Here is a 14,275-nt window from a genome sequence, read left to right on the forward strand (position 1 = left end):
TGAAGCAGAGGGATCTGTAAAAACACTTATTGTAAGCTTATTTTTGTATGTCCAAATAACTTATAATAAATAATGCCGCATGGAGAAAACGAGCAGGGTCTCTTCCGATGTAATTCTTAAAAAAAACAAGAAATTTAAGAGTTTTTTTATAGTGTTCGAAAATCAGTAAGCTTTTTTTTGTTTCTTTATCAAGATGCTTATTTAACCAAAACCCTAATTGCATCATTTCATTATCATTTAGAATTGTAGAAATGGATACAATGAAATGAAATATTTCTCTAGCTTTAGCATTCGTAACATCCATGATATCAAGAGGGTTTTCTTCGATATCAAATACAAAAATTTTTCCTGTTGGAGATACAAGCATATCACGCAAGTAATATCGTCCATGGAAAAAGCCTTTATCTTGATTATGAAGAATAGTTCTGATTAGTTTTAAGGTAAATTCAATTCTTTGAGATAAAGGAAGCCCTTTTAAATATTGTTCAGCAGTTATACCTGCATCAGTTGTAACAAACCAGTCAGTTCCTGAATCAATAAGGCGAGGACAATTGACATTGCGTTTTTCACATTCTAATAAACGCTCTTTTTCTAACTCTAATGGGTTTTTATCTCCATAGGGAGTTGGTTTTAAAAAAACTATAGGGATAATATTAGCGCCAAGATTACGCCCAAATCGATAGAGCCAAAAATCTTTATTTATGGTTGTTTTTTTGAGCCAGTATTTTTCTTTGTGCCACTGGAATTTTTTAATACGATAAGTTTGAGGAAGGATTTTTTTAACGATGTATGAATGTAGCGCGGGATCTTGAGCAATACTCTTCGGAACTAAAAATAATATAAAACAAGCCAGTATTATTTTTATTGCTTGATTATTATTTTTTATTAGAAGCTTAAGAAATAAAAACATAAAAGACATCTGTATAATTATAAGGGCCTATTTTTAATAGGAGTTTCCTTAACAGAAACTATTATTAGCGTAGGATTTTGATATTATCTAAGAATTATTTTTACATTGCTCAGCAAAATTTTTAAAAATAAGCTGGCAAATATCTGGATTATTCAAAGCGTAAAGAATTGCTGCTCCAGTCAGCACATTTTCAGGGACGTTTTCTGAATTTATTTCAGGCATAGAAGCTTCGAGAGTGCCATCTTCTTTCAAAACAATTGCAGCATCGTTCTCGGCTAATTGTAAAACAGTTCTATGTGTGACTTTAACCATTTCGTACCCTAACATTATAATATATATTCTTTAGCTAGCACTGTTTTCGAGATAATGTAAATCAAAAAGCGCAATAAATTCTTTCCATTCTCTTTGAGATAAACCAGAAGTTAATTGTGTTACTTTCTCACCTTGAAGAAGCCGTTTAAGGAGTAACCGTCCTGTGCGTGAAATATGAGCGCCTTCAAGTCGATACTCGACAAAAGCATCATGCGCAAAAGGAACCCATCTTTTAATCGTATCTAATAAAATATCTACATACGCCCTAATTTCATATTGTGCGTGTGGATCTCCGCGTAAGCTCGTGAAATGTAACAGATTATGTAAATCGATCTTCCAGTACCATTCTGTATAGTAATTTAAAGTTAAATTCATGCGTGCAAGTTCGCGGGTTAAACCTGAGCGATTGGGATCAAGAATATTTCCTTCTTGGTCTTGATTAAGCATATCTTCATAATGTTCATATACTAATTCAGCATCTTTTCGGAGTAGATCCAAAACATTTGCAGATTCCTCCATAGACATTGCTGTGCCGCGTCCTTGCCTATTGGTGGTAGATTGGACAGAAAGGTCTTCAGCTCGAGGAATATAGTATTCTTTTCCAAGGATGGAATAACGGGCAGAATATTCATTAATATTTGCTGTGCGGTGTCTAATCCATTGTCTGGCTACAAAAATAGGAAGCTTTATATGATACTTAATTTCACACATTTCAAAAGGAGTCGTATGGCGATGACGCATTAAATAATTAATGAGTCCTTTATCTTGTTGAATTTGTTTCGTCCCTTTACCATATGAAACTCGAGCCGCTTGAACTATTGCTGGATCATCTCCCATATAGTCAATCACTCGGACAAAGCCATGATCTAACACAGGAAAAGGTTGATATAAGATCTCTTCTAAAGTGGGAACTGTTGCGCGCCGTGTGGAAGCTGTTTGCTGTAAAAGCTCTGAAATTTCATCTTTTTTTTCTTGATTAAGCGACATCAGTTAGAATTCCTCTTTCATAGTTTTACATACTGTACAAATCGAAAGGAGATTAGCCAAGGGGAAAGATTTTGAAATTTAAAAATTTCGTAATTTCCGCGCATATCAAATGTTTACGCATATCAAATGATTATTTTTCTGATAAAAATGTTTCTAAAAAGAGAACGATACAATAATTCTATTTTATTTATTTTCATGAATTATCTAAAATGATATAAAGTAGTTCTAGTTTTGAATGGGAGAGACAAATGACAATACTAGGGGTAAATGAGAAAGCAGCTAAGCATATTATGTTGCCTTCAGGATATAAGCCCACAGAATCTGAAAAATATATGTGCCTTGAGCACCTTGAATATTTTCGGAAGAAATTGCATGATTGGAAAAATGAGCTTCTTCGCGATTCAGTGGAAACAATTCAACATCTTCAAGAAGAAACACATCCAGAACCTGACGTTGCGGATAGAGCATCAGCTGAAACTGACCGTGCTATTGAGCTAAGGACAAGAGATAGGGAACGTAAATTAATCAATAAAATCGATGAAGCTCTTATGCGAATTGAAGACGGGAGCTATGGTTTTTGTGAAGAAACAGGTGAGCCTATCGGACTGCAAAGGCTTGAAGCACGTCCTATAGCAACATTAAGCTTAGAAGCTCAAGAGCGTCATGAGCGTGAAGAAAAAGTATACCGGGACGATTAATTAAAGTCCAACCAGACTACTCGCAAAGGCTTGAGGCTCAAAAGGCTTCAAGTCTTCAACATCTTCTCCAACCCCAATTGCATGAATAGGAAGTTGGAATTTTTCAGCAAGAGCAACAAGGACTCCACCTTTCGCTGTCCCATCAAGTTTTGTCACAATGAGACCTGTAATTCCTGCAATTTTCTTAAATGTTTCAGCTTGGGCTAAAGCATTTTGGCCAATTGTTGCATCTAGCACTAATATCACACTATGAGGAGCTTCAGGGACTAACTTCTTCAATACACGAATTATTTTAGCAAGTTCTGCCATCAAATCTTCTTTATTATGAAGCCGACCTGCTGTATCAATCATCAATAAATCATCTTTTTCTTGAATAGATTTTTGAAGAGCTTCATGGGCTAAGCCTGCTGGATCTCCATTATTTTTACTTGTTTCAACAGGGATTTCAAGACGATTTCCCCATATGTTTAACTGCTCAACCGCTGCAGCCCGAAAAGTATCTCCCGCAACCAAGCGAACTTTTTTCCCTTGGTTTTTCCAAAAATGAGCTAATTTTCCAATTGTTGTTGTTTTTCCGCTGCCATTAATTCCAACGACTAAAACAACATGAGGAAAAGAAGTTTCATCCAATAAGAGAGGAGAGCTAAAAGGTGAGAGGCTTTTAGAAATCTCTTCAGCTAAAAAATTCTTAATCTCATCACTTGTGATCTCTTGATTAAAACGATTTTTCTCAAGATTATTGATGAGTTTTTTGGTCGTTGTCACGCCTAGATCTGTAGACAATAAAAGGTCTTCAATCTCTTCAAGCATGTCCTTATCAAGCTTTTTTTTGACAAGAATTGCTTCAAGACCTCCTGTTATTTTAGTCGAAGTTCTTTTTAAACCTTCCTTTAATTTAGAAAGCCATCCTTTAGTAGAAATTTCTTCAGCCATTCGCTATTGCCTTAAGTTTATTTGAAGTTACCTCAATAACTTTAACCGGAATAATTTTCCCAACCCAATTATCATCTAAATGATCTCCTACTAATTGGACGGGAGCAAAGTGATCCGTATGTCCCTTAAAATTACGCTCTACTAAAACATTAAGGGAACGGTTCAGTTGCATTTGCAGGAATTCATGAAGTCTTTTTTTTCCCATCTCTCGGAGGGTAGACGCACGCGTTTTAATAATTTCTTTGGGAACTTGAGGCATTCTTGCTGCTGGTGTGCCTCGGCGGGCTGAATAAGGAAAAACATGAAGATATGAAATATCGCATTCTTCCACGATATTAAGAGTATTTTTAAACATTTCTTCAGTCTCAGTAGGGAAGCCTGCAATAAAATCCGCCCCAAAAATGATATCTTGCCGAATAGCTCTTAATCGTTTGCACACATCAAGAGCATCTTCTCGTAAATGGCGACGTTTCATTCTCTTGAGAATCATATTATCACCGGCTTGCAAACTAAGATGCACATGAGGCATAAGTCTTGGTTCTGTTCCGAACAGCGCAATAAGATCTGGATCAATTTCAATAGGATCCAGAGAGGATAATCGCAAACGTTCAAGTTTTGGAACTTGCGAAAGAGTACGTTTAATCATCTGAGCTAATGTGGGTTTCCCTGGAAGATCTGCGCCATACCCCGTGATGTCAACGCCTGTAAAGACAACTTCTTTACACCCTTGAGTCACGAGGTGCTTAATTTGGCGTACAATTTCTGCAATAGGAATACTGCGGTTCGGACCACGCCCAAAAGGGATTGAGCAAAAAGTACATCGATGATCACAACCATTTTGGATTTCGATGAAAGCTCGAACATGATTTTCAAAGCCAGAGACTAAATGAATAGCCGTTTCTCTCACCTGCATAATATCAGAAAGTAGGATTTTAGTTGAAAGGAGAGGGGAGAAGCTTTCAACTTGCATTTTTTCATGGTTGCCCAACACGCGATCTACTTCTGGCATTTGACTGTAAAGGTCAGGATTTTGTTGGGCACTGCATCCTGTGACGATGATCATTGCTGTGGGGTTCTCTTTTCGAGCCTTGCGGATTGCTTGGCGAGCTTGTCGTTCGGCTTCATTCGTTACAGAACAAGTATTGATAATGATGGCATTCTCAAGTCCTTGAGCTCGGGCATGTGAGCGCATGACTTCTGATTCATAAGCATTGAGCCGACATCCAAACGTTATCAGTTCAGCTTCGTGTTGGCTCATTTTAGGTAATATCCTGAAGAAGTGCAGAATTAAGTTGCCCTTGAAATGTTAAAGTGACAAGTCCAGACATTGTAACGGTTTCTTGATAATCAATTAATAATTCACCACCATCTAAGATCACTTTTGTCGGCGTTTTTATATGGCCTCGATGTTTGGCAGCAACAACACTAGCGGCAGCCCCTGTCCCACAGGCAGGGGTAATTCCCACCCCCCGTTCATAGACACGTAAGCGTAATGTATGCTCTCCTAAAATCTCAACAATTTCGACATTTGCGCCTTCTACATAAAGAGGATGACGGGTGAGAGTTCCACCAAGTTTTTTAAGATCAACACTTTCAACATCATACACAAAGAAGACCATATGCGGATTACCCACACTGACAGCTACTGGGTTCTGCAGCCCATTATAGTCGATAGGTAAATTTAACGTATCAACGTCTTCAGCGAGAGGAATATCTTGCCACTTCAGACTAGGAGGACCAAAATCGACTTTAACGTTTCCATTTTCGAACGTTTCAGCTTCAAGATATCCGCTAATTGTTTGAATTGTATGGGTATTTTTTTGATCTTGTTGCGTCAATAAATATCCCAAACAACGCGTCGCATTACCACAAGCCCCAGCTTCACTGCCATCAGCATTATAGATATGCATAAAAATATCAGCCGTTGCAGAAGGTTCGGTAATGATAAGCTGATCACACCCAATCCCAAAACGGCGATCACAGATAAGCTTTATATGCTTTGTTTCAAGCATAGGAAGAAGTTGAGTGCGCTCGAGAATCACAAAATCGTTCCCAAGCCCATGCATTTTTACAAATGGAATTAACATAATTTTCTTATAACTGAGAATAAGTCTTAAAGTCTATATTCTCTTTGTGTAATTATTTTCACTTGAAAATCTCCTCTAAAATGTAGCATGTCATTTAGGAAATAAATTTGCCATTTAGGTCTGTGCCGTTTTTGCAATCAACCTGTTATAGTGACCAAATTACAACGTGGAGTTCGTGTACGCTTATGAAAATTTGATTTCATATTCTTTATTATTGTCCTTAAGTGTGAACTGTTTGACTTTTGCCAGTGATGATTCTTCTGAAGAAGAAAAGAGGCCTAATGTTCAAGCAATGATAAAAGCTTTTGGTTCTACAATCCCGATGCCATTACCTTCTCCTGAGACATCACCTCCACCAAAGTCGACAACTTCTGATCCTTCAACTGATTCGGCTAAAGGAAAGGGAAAAATTTCTTTATCTCTATCTTTTAAGAAAAAAGATATAATTGGAGATAAACCCCAATCTGCTCGTTCAGAAAGCCCAAAAAACAAGATACTGTCTCGCAAAGTCCATCAAGTACAGCAGCGCTACGATCAAGAGGATTCAGCTATACTGCGACTTCTTCAAATATTGATCCTTTAAGTTCGCGAAGTTCTTCTCCTAGTCTTTCGAGATATAGCCAAGATGAAATTGCAACTTCTTCAACTCCATCATCCCCAGGAACAAGCAATTCTAATTCTCCTTCTCCAAAACGAGAGAGATCCAAAAGAAAAAGTTCTTCGTCAAAGAATGATATAATTTTAAGTTCTCCAGTGACTAAAGCTTCTTTTGTTACGATTAAAGACCCAGAAGGAGAACTTGAGACATTATTGCAAACGGCGAATACATTATATGAAAATACGCTTAAGCTCGCCAAGAAAAATAATTCAAATGAGCGAATTGAGCTTGTTGTCAAGCCAATGCTTGAGGATTTAAAAGCTTCTATCGAAAATATAAATCAAAAGAAAAACCAAGTCGCTTCACTTACAGACCCAAAACAACGAGCTCAAGAATTAGGTGATCCTGTAAGTTTTTTCCGGATGACAGTAAATCGTGCAGAAACACAACTTCCGACTGCCTGCGGTCAACTGGTCCATGGAGAAAACTTTAGAAAATACTGAGCTCGAAAAATATTTTACAACAATGCTTGAAGACACGAAAAAATCTCGCGACGTTATAATTCGTGAGCATATTGGAACTAAAGATATTCTCATGCAATTAGCTCAAGGTCTATACTTCCCTCTTTTAAAAAAAGAAGGAGCACAAAAGGAACAACAACTCGAAAAAAGAACAGAGATTGTTGATATCTATTTCAAAGCCTATGCAAATTACATGAACAGTATGGACGATCAATTAAAGGATGCCTTAGGAAAGCCTGTCTCTTTTAATGCTCTCAATCGAGATTTCAATCTTATGATAAAATTGATGCATAATAATCTTTCAAAGGTACTTGATTGGGCTATTGGAAAAGAAGAGGGAATCGAGCCAGAAATGCTAGAGCAGTTAAGCAGTAAGCTTAAGGAATTGACAACTCCTCCTTCATCCATAGCTTTAAAAAAATAATTTAAGACGAAGCTGCTCGGGTAAGACGATCATTAATCGCAATTCCAATCCCGTGCTGAGGGATTGGCATAACTGCAATGCTCTCAAACTCAGCCTTATCTAATTCATGAAGCATGGAGAAAAGATTTGCCGCCGCTTCGATAAGGTCTGCTGTTGGGCTTAAATTAAGCGTCTTTTTAGCCCCAAGACAAGGCGAAGGACCAAAAGCTAAGAGAGCCTGATGTTCGGTCACTTCGTTTATATTCATTTTCAAAGAAATTGAGGGCGCATAATGCCGCTTAAGTTGACCCGGTGCACTAGGTCGCTCTGAGGTTAGATCAATCTCAGAAAGATTATTGATAAAAGGTTTTATATCTTCTCGGGTTATTTTGCCAGGTCTTAATAATGTTGGTGTTTCTCCAGATAAATCAATAATGGTTGATTCAAGCCCCACTTCACAAGAGCCTCCGTCAATTATCATGGAAAGCCCATTGGTATGCTTAAAAGCGTTCTCGACATGAAAAGCGGATGTTGGGCTAATTGATTCTGAGGGATTGGCACTAGGTGCGGCAAGAGGTATTCCTGATAATTCTAAAACTTTTAGAGCAATTGGATGAGCCGGAACTCGTAAAGCAACTGTCTTTAAACCCGCTGTGGCTAATTTAGACACTGGTATATTTGGATTTAAGGGAAGAACAATGGTTAAAGGTCCCGGCCAAAATGTTTGGGCTAGTTTTAAAGCATTCTTATTAAAAACGCCTATATTTTGGGCTGCCTCCAGATCTTTACAATGAATAATCAAAGGATTAAAATTGGGGCGTTGCTTTAAGGCGTAAATTTTCGCAACAGCTTGATCCGACAACGCATTTGCTGCTAACCCATAAACCGTTTCGGTTGGAATAGCGACTAAATGTCCTTGTTGGAGAAGATAGGCTGCTTTTTCGAGGTAGGAATTATTCATAACAAGCCATTTTCGTTAAATCATTCTTCATTTTTAATACTTAAAATACCTTGAAGTGTAAAGAATAAGACAAACTGTCTGCTTATATTCTTTCTAGGGACTAAGGATGTTGTTTAATAAAAAATTACACTATATCATGCTGTTAAGTTATGGATTAATAGGAGGTCCTAGTTTTTCCACAATGAAGATAATACCCTCATCATATCTCACAACCTACACACATGATAATCTTCTCGTTTTAGATGCAAAAGACAGTTTTACATTGCCTCATAGATTTAGAGCAACATCTATGCCTATTTCTCAAGAGAAACGAGAACTTTATCTAAAAACTCATCGAATGTTACCGTCATTTAAAGGATATAAAGAACTAAAAGTTTCAGGGAGTGCTCAATTTTCAAGAAAAAATATTTTGGCTGCACTACCTTCCATGCAAGGAAAAGTTTATATCATTGATCTTCGTCAAGAATCTCACGGATTTCTTAATGGCGCCGCTATCAGTTGGTATGGCGAAAGAAATTGGGCTAATAAAGGACAAAAAGATTCTTTTATTAACAATCTTGAGATCAGTCTTTTTCAACAACTTATGAGTCTTCAGAAAACTTCTGTTTGCAATTTTCAAAAGATCTCGAATAACCATCTTTGCAAGAGAGTTTCTTACTCTTCTATTGAGATTAAAACAGCTGAAACAGAAGAGAAACTTATCAAAAGTTTAGGTCTTGAATACTTAAGATTTCCTGTACTTGATCGTTGGAGGCCAGATGATAAGGTGATCAATCAATTTGTGAACTTTATTAAAACTCTTCCTGAAGGAGCATGGCTACATTTTCACTGCCGTGGAGGTAGCGGGAGAACAACCACATTCCTCGTAATGTATGACATCATTCGGAATGGGCGACATGTAAAATTTAATGATATTATTGCAAGGCATGCATTATCGGGAGTTAAAAATCTTCAGGAAATATCATATCTAGAAGATGATAAATGGGCGACTAAAGGTGCTCTCAAAAGGCTGGCTATCCTTGAAAAATTTTATGACTATGTCCAAGATCCAGAGGGATATGCTGCCAGATCTTGGTTAGAATGGCTCATCTTGAAAAAAGCAGAATTTACATCTCAAGAGTTTTAATTTACGTTTATTTTTATGATAAATTTTTAAAGGTTATGAGGATGAATTCTAAGCAATATTTATATATTTTTTCAGTGTTATTATGTACTTCTGGTTGTGTCTCAACAGAGGAACCTGAAACATCTCCTCCCTTATCAAATATTTCTTCGGCAGAACTGTCCCCTTTAACTTCAGAAATATATCAACAAGCTTCATCTACATGCCGACAAGAAATTGATCATCTATGGCAGCAAAGATTTTCAATTCCCAAAGAAAAACAAAAGGATTTCCACGAAATGATGGGGAGAGCTGCAAAAAATTGTAATGATTTGATTGAAGCTTTTAAGCAATTGCAATTGACAACTTCCCACTACACAGAAGCTCTTAAAAAAGCGCAATTATTATCTTCAGACGTTTTAAATCAATCTTATTCTTCTCAAAGTATTGCGTTAGAATCTGCTCCCATAGAAGAACAAAATCATGAATAGTTAACGTTATGCTGAATTTTCACTAAGAGTTAAATTAAATTGATAAAGATAGCCTTCAACTTTTTCTTTTAATTGATTGAGATCTTTTAAGCTATCCGCCTCAATTCTAGCAACAATTGCCTCTTGAGTATGAGAAGCTCGTAAAAGCCACCATCCATGCTTTTCGGTCACCCGAACCCCGTCTAAATCACAATAAGTTTGGTGCTGATGTTTTAGTTTTGCTTTTATTGTCTCAATTACATTAAATTTATCTTGCTGAGAACAATCGATGCGGATTTCTGGTGTATTAAAAATCGTAGGAAATTTTTTATGCCAAGAATTCAAGTTCTGAGTATATTTTCCTAAAATTCCTATAAGACGTAAAGCTGCATAAAGGGCATCATCATATCCAAAATGTCGATCTGCAAAAAAAATGTGCCCACTCATTTCGCCTGCTAATAACGATTTGGTTTCTGACATCTTAGCTTTGATTAAAGAATGACCCGTTGCCCACATTAGACCTTTTCCACCTAGACTATTCACATAATCAAATAGGCTTTGACTTGCTTTTATATCTGCAATAATAGTCGCACCTGGATGTTCTAAGAGTATTTCCTCAGCATAAAGCTTGAGTAATTGATCTCCCCAAATGATTTCACCTTGATCATCGACTACTCCAATACGATCACCGTCGCCATCGAAAGCAATTCCGACATCACATTTTTTTTTCAAAACTGTTTGTTGAAGCTGAATAAGATTCTTTGCTTCTGTCGGGTCAGGCCCATGAGCTGGAAAATTTCCATCTATTGTTTCATTTAGTAGAATATGCTCTCCAGGGATTTTTTGGATAAGGAGTCTTAAAATTTCTCCTGTTGCTCCATTGCCAACATCCCATGCAATTTTGAGGGATTTTCCTTGAGAATAATAAGTTAGAAAATCGCTCAAGAGATATGAAAGATAATCATTTTTTATGTCATGAATTTCTAAGGTTCCTTTGCCTGTGTGAAAATCACTTTCAATAATTCTATCTTCTAAAACTTGAATTTGAGAGCCAAAGAATGGTTTATTTTCAAAAACAAGCTTAAATCCATTATGATTTAAAGGATTATGAGAGCCGGTAACCATGATAGCTGCATCACATTTAAGAAAATGACTTGCATAATAAAGCATAGGAGAGGGGCCTAAACCAATTTCGAGAACTTTTACCCCTGTACTTAGAAGCCCTTCAATTAAAGAACATTTAAGAGCTGGGGAGCTTAGTCTCCCATCATAACCAACCGCAATTTTGGGAATCTTATTGTGATCTTTGGCGATGCTTCCAAAGCTTTTTCCGATGTTCCATGCATCTTTTTCTGATAATTCTTCATCTACAATTCCTCGGATATCATAGGCTCTAAAAATTTTTTTTTTCAAGAAAACACCTATTTTCTAAGCTGCTTTAACCAGAGAATTTTGCAGAGATGTCACGGAAGGGCGACCGATAGAATAATAAGAAAATCCCGCTTTTTCCATCTCTTGAGGATGATAAATATTGCGCAAATCAACAACTACAGGATTCTTAAGTAATTGTTTAATGCGGGCAAAATCTAATGCTTCAAATTCATTCCATTCTGTAATAACGACGAGAGAATCAGCTCCTTCTATTGCAGAGTAAGGATTTGAACACCATTCTACTCCTGGTAATAAGGAAAAACCTTCTTTTTTTCCCTGAGGATCAAACACATTTATTTTGGCACCTTTGCTTTGAAGAGTTGGGATAATATCTAAGCTAGGACTTTCGCGCATATCATCTGTATTTGGTTTGAAAGTAACGCCAAGAACAGCAATTGTTTTTCCTTTCACAGAATCACCCATTGCTTCTATAATGCGGTGAGCTATCGACTCTTTCCTTTTTCTATTACTTTGCACAACTGTTTCAACGATAGACATAGGTGACTGAAATTCTTGTGCTGTGACTGTTAAAGCTAAAGTATCCTTTGGGAAGCAAGAGCCGCCATAACCTGGTCCTGCCTGTAAGAATTTCTCACCAATACGTTTGTCCATTCCCATTCCTTCAGAAACAGCTTGAATATCTGCATTGCACTTTTCACAAAGGTCTGCAATCTCATTAATAAAAGCGATTTTGGTCGCTAAGAAAGCATTAGAGGCATATTTTATAAGCTCAGCCGTTTCTAAATTTGTAAAAAGGATAGGAGTTTCTTTAGCAAGCAAGGGAAGATAGAGTTCACGCATAAGTTCTATAGCACGTGCTGAATTTGCACCAACTATCACCCGATCTGGATTCATGAAATCTTCAATTGCTGAACCTTCTCTTAGAAATTCGGGATTTGAGACAATATCAAATTCTAAATGAGGATTTATTTTCTTCAAATGTGTCGTTAATTTTTGACCTGTGCCTACAGGAACAGTCGATTTAGTTGCAATAACAGCATATTTTTTTAGAGATTGGCCTATCGCTTCGATGACTTCGTGTACATAAGAAAGATCCGCATAACCATCTCCACGTCGACTCGGTGTTCCTACCGCGATATAAATGACATCAGCCTCACTAATTGCTGTTTTGATATCTGTTGAAAATTTTAATCTTTTTCTTTCAGTATTTTCCTTCACAAGAATCTCTAATCCTGGTTCATAGATCGGTATTATACCTTGAGAAAGAGAATGAATTTTATTTTCATCTTTATCGACACAGGTTACTTCATGCCCAAATTCAGCAAAACATGTCCCTGAAACCAATCCAACATATCCGGCTCCGATCATGGTAATACGCATGTGTTCCTCTCTTATCTAAGTGAGATTAATGTTGTGAGGCATAACTCTGAATAATTCATTTAAGACTTCATCTCGAAGATCTTCTCGGTCCAAAGCGACCGTGATGCTAGCAGCTAAAAGGCCTCCCCTTGATCCACAATCATACCTGGTTCCTTCAAAACGATACCCATTAAACGGCATTTTTTGAATCATAGGAGAAAGAGCATCAGTCAGTTGGATTTCTCCTCCTGCTCCACGTTCTTGCTTCTCAAGATGCTGAAATACTTCAGAATCAAGAATATACCGTCCAATAATGGCAAGGTGCGATGGTGCTTGATCAGGAGACGGTTTTTCGATGACGGCTTTAACTTTTACTTGTCGCTGATGTTCTTCCTGAATATCGATAATTCCATATCGATTAACGTGAGAAGGTTCTACGTCCATAACCGCGACCATAACGCCTCCTTCATAAGCATCAATCATTTGCTTAAGGCAAGGTGTGTGGGCATAGATAAAATCATCTGCCAGTAAAATTGCAAATGGCTCATTTCCAATCAAATGGCGGGCGCACCAGACGGCATGTCCTAATCCTAAAGGTTCTTGTTGGCGAATATAGGAAATGCTCCCCGGAAGTTTTATCAAAGAGTTTAAGGATTGATATTCTTCTTCTTTTCCTCTTTGGCGGAGTGTATGTTCAAGTTCGAAGGAGTGATCAAAGTGATCTTCAATTGCAGTTTTCCCTCTACCTGTCACAAAAATAAATTCTTCAATCCCAGCTGCTGCTGCTTCTTCAACGGCATATTGAATCAACGGCTTATCAACAACAGGTAGCATTTCTTTAGGCATAGCTTTAGTGACGGGCAGAAATCGTGTCCCCAAACCTCCAACAGGAAAAACAGCTTTACGAACTTTTGTTGTCAAAATATTATCTTGCGTTATCTTCATCTGAAAGAGTTTTTAATAGATTTGAGATAAAAATGCAAGAAAATGGACTTCACGGATATCTAAGCTTTATGCGAAATAGGCTAAAAATACTAACAAACACAACATTTCAGACAATTATTGCAATTTGTTTCGTTCTAGCATTTGGTTCTCATTTACCCCTTTCTATTTCAAGAGGCTTTTATACATTTAGCGTACTCATTAGAGATTTATTGATGTATGTGCTCCCTATAGCAATATTTACTTACATTACATCAATGTTGGCAGGGCTAAAACAACAAGCCTTTCTGCTTGTGGGGGTTCTTTTATTTTTTGAAGCCTTATCAAATACTTTAAGTATTTCATACGCGTATGGCATTGGTTTTTTTGTTTATAATAAAATTAGTTTATTGAGTAATCCTTTTCAAAAAGCTGAAAGCCTAGTGCCTTATTTTAGTTTAGGGCAATTTCGTCCACTATTCTATACCGTCGATAAAGGAACATTTTTAGGCGTTCTCACAGGATTTTTCTTTGCAACAGGAAAAGGAACCTCGATAATGCCGTTTTTTTATAAACTCAGAAAACTCATAGATCTCATTTTTTCAAAAATTCTTGCAAAAC

18 protein-coding genes are annotated in these 14,275 nt (G+C 37.1%); 7 read left to right on the forward strand and 11 right to left on the reverse strand.

Annotated elements, in window-relative coordinates:
* Positions 1-37 precede the first annotated feature (37 nt).
* The 3 genes from J0H12_06140 to J0H12_06150 all read right to left on the reverse strand — a co-directional run bounded on the left by J0H12_06140 (position 38) and on the right by J0H12_06150 (position 2,209).
* Entirely contained in the window at positions 38-910 is an 873-nt protein-coding gene (locus J0H12_06140; protein ID MBN9413482.1) for a hypothetical protein, read from the reverse strand.
* A gap of 87 nt (positions 911-997) precedes the next feature.
* Positions 998-1,222: a hypothetical protein gene (locus tag J0H12_06145; protein MBN9413483.1), complete on the reverse strand. Its 225-nt coding sequence runs from the start codon at positions 1,220-1,222 to the stop codon at positions 998-1,000.
* 30 nt (positions 1,223-1,252) lie between these two features.
* Positions 1,253-2,209 carry an FAD-dependent thymidylate synthase gene (locus tag J0H12_06150; GenBank protein ID MBN9413484.1) on the reverse strand — a complete coding sequence of 319 codons (957 nt, stop codon included), beginning with the start codon at positions 2,207-2,209 and terminating at the stop codon, positions 1,253-1,255.
* 290 nt (positions 2,210-2,499) lie between these two features.
* Here J0H12_06150 and dksA point away from each other — a divergent pair, with 290 nt between their 5' ends.
* The gene (gene dksA / locus J0H12_06155) at positions 2,500-2,907 is read left to right on the forward strand and encodes an RNA polymerase-binding protein DksA (protein ID MBN9413485.1); all 408 of its coding nucleotides are present in this window, start codon (positions 2,500-2,502) and stop codon (positions 2,905-2,907) included.
* On the opposite strand, the gene ftsY is transcribed toward dksA, so the two are convergent.
* Genes ftsY through J0H12_06170 form a run of 3 tightly spaced genes read right to left on the reverse strand, consistent with a single transcriptional unit; the run spans position 2,908 to position 5,927 of the window.
* The gene (ftsY, locus tag J0H12_06160) at positions 2,908-3,840 is read right to left on the reverse strand and encodes a signal recognition particle-docking protein FtsY (protein ID MBN9413486.1); all 933 of its coding nucleotides are present in this window, start codon (positions 3,838-3,840) and stop codon (positions 2,908-2,910) included. It lies immediately after the preceding gene.
* The gene (mtaB, locus tag J0H12_06165) at positions 3,833-5,098 is read right to left on the reverse strand and encodes a tRNA (N(6)-L-threonylcarbamoyladenosine(37)-C(2))-methylthiotransferase MtaB (protein MBN9413487.1); all 1,266 of its coding nucleotides are present in this window, start codon (positions 5,096-5,098) and stop codon (positions 3,833-3,835) included. The genes ftsY and mtaB overlap by 8 nt, the downstream gene beginning before the upstream one ends.
* Position 5,099: 1 nt before the next feature.
* Positions 5,100-5,927 carry a diaminopimelate epimerase gene (locus tag J0H12_06170; GenBank protein ID MBN9413488.1) on the reverse strand — a complete coding sequence of 276 codons (828 nt, stop codon included), beginning with the start codon at positions 5,925-5,927 and terminating at the stop codon, positions 5,100-5,102.
* 235 nt (positions 5,928-6,162) lie between these two features.
* On the opposite strand from J0H12_06170, the gene J0H12_06175 reads away from it, so the two are divergent.
* Complete coding sequence (locus tag J0H12_06175; protein ID MBN9413489.1) at positions 6,163-6,510, forward strand: hypothetical protein; 348 nt, start codon at positions 6,163-6,165, stop codon at positions 6,508-6,510.
* Here J0H12_06175 and J0H12_06180 read toward each other — a convergent pair.
* Positions 6,476-6,634: a hypothetical protein gene (locus tag J0H12_06180; protein MBN9413490.1), complete on the reverse strand. Its 159-nt coding sequence runs from the start codon at positions 6,632-6,634 to the stop codon at positions 6,476-6,478. The genes J0H12_06175 and J0H12_06180 overlap by 35 nt on opposite strands.
* A 46-nt stretch (positions 6,635-6,680) precedes the next feature.
* On the opposite strand from J0H12_06180, the gene J0H12_06185 reads away from it, so the two are divergent.
* On the forward strand, positions 6,681-7,028 hold the full coding sequence (locus J0H12_06185) for a hypothetical protein (protein MBN9413491.1): 348 nt from the start codon (positions 6,681-6,683) through the stop codon (positions 7,026-7,028).
* The gene (locus tag J0H12_06190) at positions 6,961-7,470 is read left to right on the forward strand and encodes a hypothetical protein (protein ID MBN9413492.1); all 510 of its coding nucleotides are present in this window, start codon (positions 6,961-6,963) and stop codon (positions 7,468-7,470) included. The genes J0H12_06185 and J0H12_06190 overlap by 68 nt, the downstream gene beginning before the upstream one ends.
* 1 nt (position 7,471) lies before the next feature.
* On the opposite strand, the gene J0H12_06195 is transcribed toward J0H12_06190, so the two are convergent.
* Positions 7,472-8,410, reverse strand: coding sequence for a threonylcarbamoyl-AMP synthase (locus tag J0H12_06195; protein MBN9413493.1), 939 nt, complete (start codon positions 8,408-8,410; stop codon positions 7,472-7,474).
* Positions 8,411-8,516: 106 nt separating this feature from the next.
* On the opposite strand from J0H12_06195, the gene J0H12_06200 reads away from it, so the two are divergent.
* Positions 8,517-9,536 carry a hypothetical protein gene (locus J0H12_06200; GenBank protein MBN9413494.1) on the forward strand — a complete coding sequence of 340 codons (1,020 nt, stop codon included), beginning with the start codon at positions 8,517-8,519 and terminating at the stop codon, positions 9,534-9,536.
* Between the two features lie 41 nt (positions 9,537-9,577).
* A complete protein-coding gene (locus tag J0H12_06205; protein ID MBN9413495.1) occupies positions 9,578-10,003 on the forward strand; it encodes a hypothetical protein in 426 nt (141 codons plus the stop codon).
* Between the two features lie 6 nt (positions 10,004-10,009).
* Here J0H12_06205 and J0H12_06210 read toward each other — a convergent pair whose 3' ends face one another.
* The 3 genes from J0H12_06210 to galU are packed head-to-tail and all read right to left on the reverse strand — an operon-like array spanning position 10,010 to position 13,678.
* The gene (locus tag J0H12_06210; GenBank protein ID MBN9413496.1) at positions 10,010-11,395 is read right to left on the reverse strand and encodes a phosphomannomutase/phosphoglucomutase; all 1,386 of its coding nucleotides are present in this window, start codon (positions 11,393-11,395) and stop codon (positions 10,010-10,012) included.
* 15 nt (positions 11,396-11,410) lie between these two features.
* A complete protein-coding gene (locus J0H12_06215) occupies positions 11,411-12,754 on the reverse strand; it encodes a UDP-glucose/GDP-mannose dehydrogenase family protein (protein ID MBN9413497.1) in 1,344 nt (447 codons plus the stop codon).
* A 15-nt stretch (positions 12,755-12,769) separates the two neighbouring features.
* On the reverse strand, positions 12,770-13,678 hold the full coding sequence (galU, locus tag J0H12_06220; protein MBN9413498.1) for a UTP--glucose-1-phosphate uridylyltransferase GalU: 909 nt from the start codon (positions 13,676-13,678) through the stop codon (positions 12,770-12,772).
* Positions 13,679-13,710: 32 nt separating this feature from the next.
* On the opposite strand from galU, the gene J0H12_06225 reads away from it, so the two are divergent.
* On the forward strand, positions 13,711-14,275 hold a 565-nt coding region (locus J0H12_06225; GenBank protein ID MBN9413499.1), incomplete at its 3' end, for a hypothetical protein.

It is taken from the genome of Candidatus Paracaedimonas acanthamoebae, from assembly GCA_017307065.1.
GTDB lineage: Bacteria > Pseudomonadota > Alphaproteobacteria > Caedimonadales > Caedimonadaceae > Paracaedimonas > Paracaedimonas acanthamoebae_A.

Coding starts and splice junctions, on each gene's coding strand:
- J0H12_06140 (MBN9413482.1), bottom strand. CDS start 910: ATGTTTTTATTTCTTAAGCTTCTAATAAAAAATAATAATCAAGCAATA.
- J0H12_06145 (MBN9413483.1), bottom strand. CDS start 1,222: ATGGTTAAAGTCACACATAGAACTGTTTTACAATTAGCCGAGAACGAT.
- J0H12_06150 (MBN9413484.1), bottom strand. CDS start 2,209: ATGTCGCTTAATCAAGAAAAAAAAGATGAAATTTCAGAGCTTTTACAG.
- dksA (MBN9413485.1), top strand. CDS start 2,500: ATGTTGCCTTCAGGATATAAGCCCACAGAATCTGAAAAATATATGTGC.
- ftsY (MBN9413486.1), bottom strand. CDS start 3,840: ATGGCTGAAGAAATTTCTACTAAAGGATGGCTTTCTAAATTAAAGGAA.
- mtaB (MBN9413487.1), bottom strand. CDS start 5,098: ATGAGCCAACACGAAGCTGAACTGATAACGTTTGGATGTCGGCTCAAT.
- J0H12_06170 (MBN9413488.1), bottom strand. CDS start 5,927: ATGTTAATTCCATTTGTAAAAATGCATGGGCTTGGGAACGATTTTGTG.
- J0H12_06195 (MBN9413493.1), bottom strand. CDS start 8,410: ATGAATAATTCCTACCTCGAAAAAGCAGCCTATCTTCTCCAACAAGGA.
- J0H12_06200 (MBN9413494.1), top strand. CDS start 8,517: ATGTTGTTTAATAAAAAATTACACTATATCATGCTGTTAAGTTATGGA.
- J0H12_06205 (MBN9413495.1), top strand. CDS start 9,578: ATGAATTCTAAGCAATATTTATATATTTTTTCAGTGTTATTATGTACT.
- J0H12_06215 (MBN9413497.1), bottom strand. CDS start 12,754: ATGCGTATTACCATGATCGGAGCCGGATATGTTGGATTGGTTTCAGGG.
- galU (MBN9413498.1), bottom strand. CDS start 13,678: ATGAAGATAACGCAAGATAATATTTTGACAACAAAAGTTCGTAAAGCT.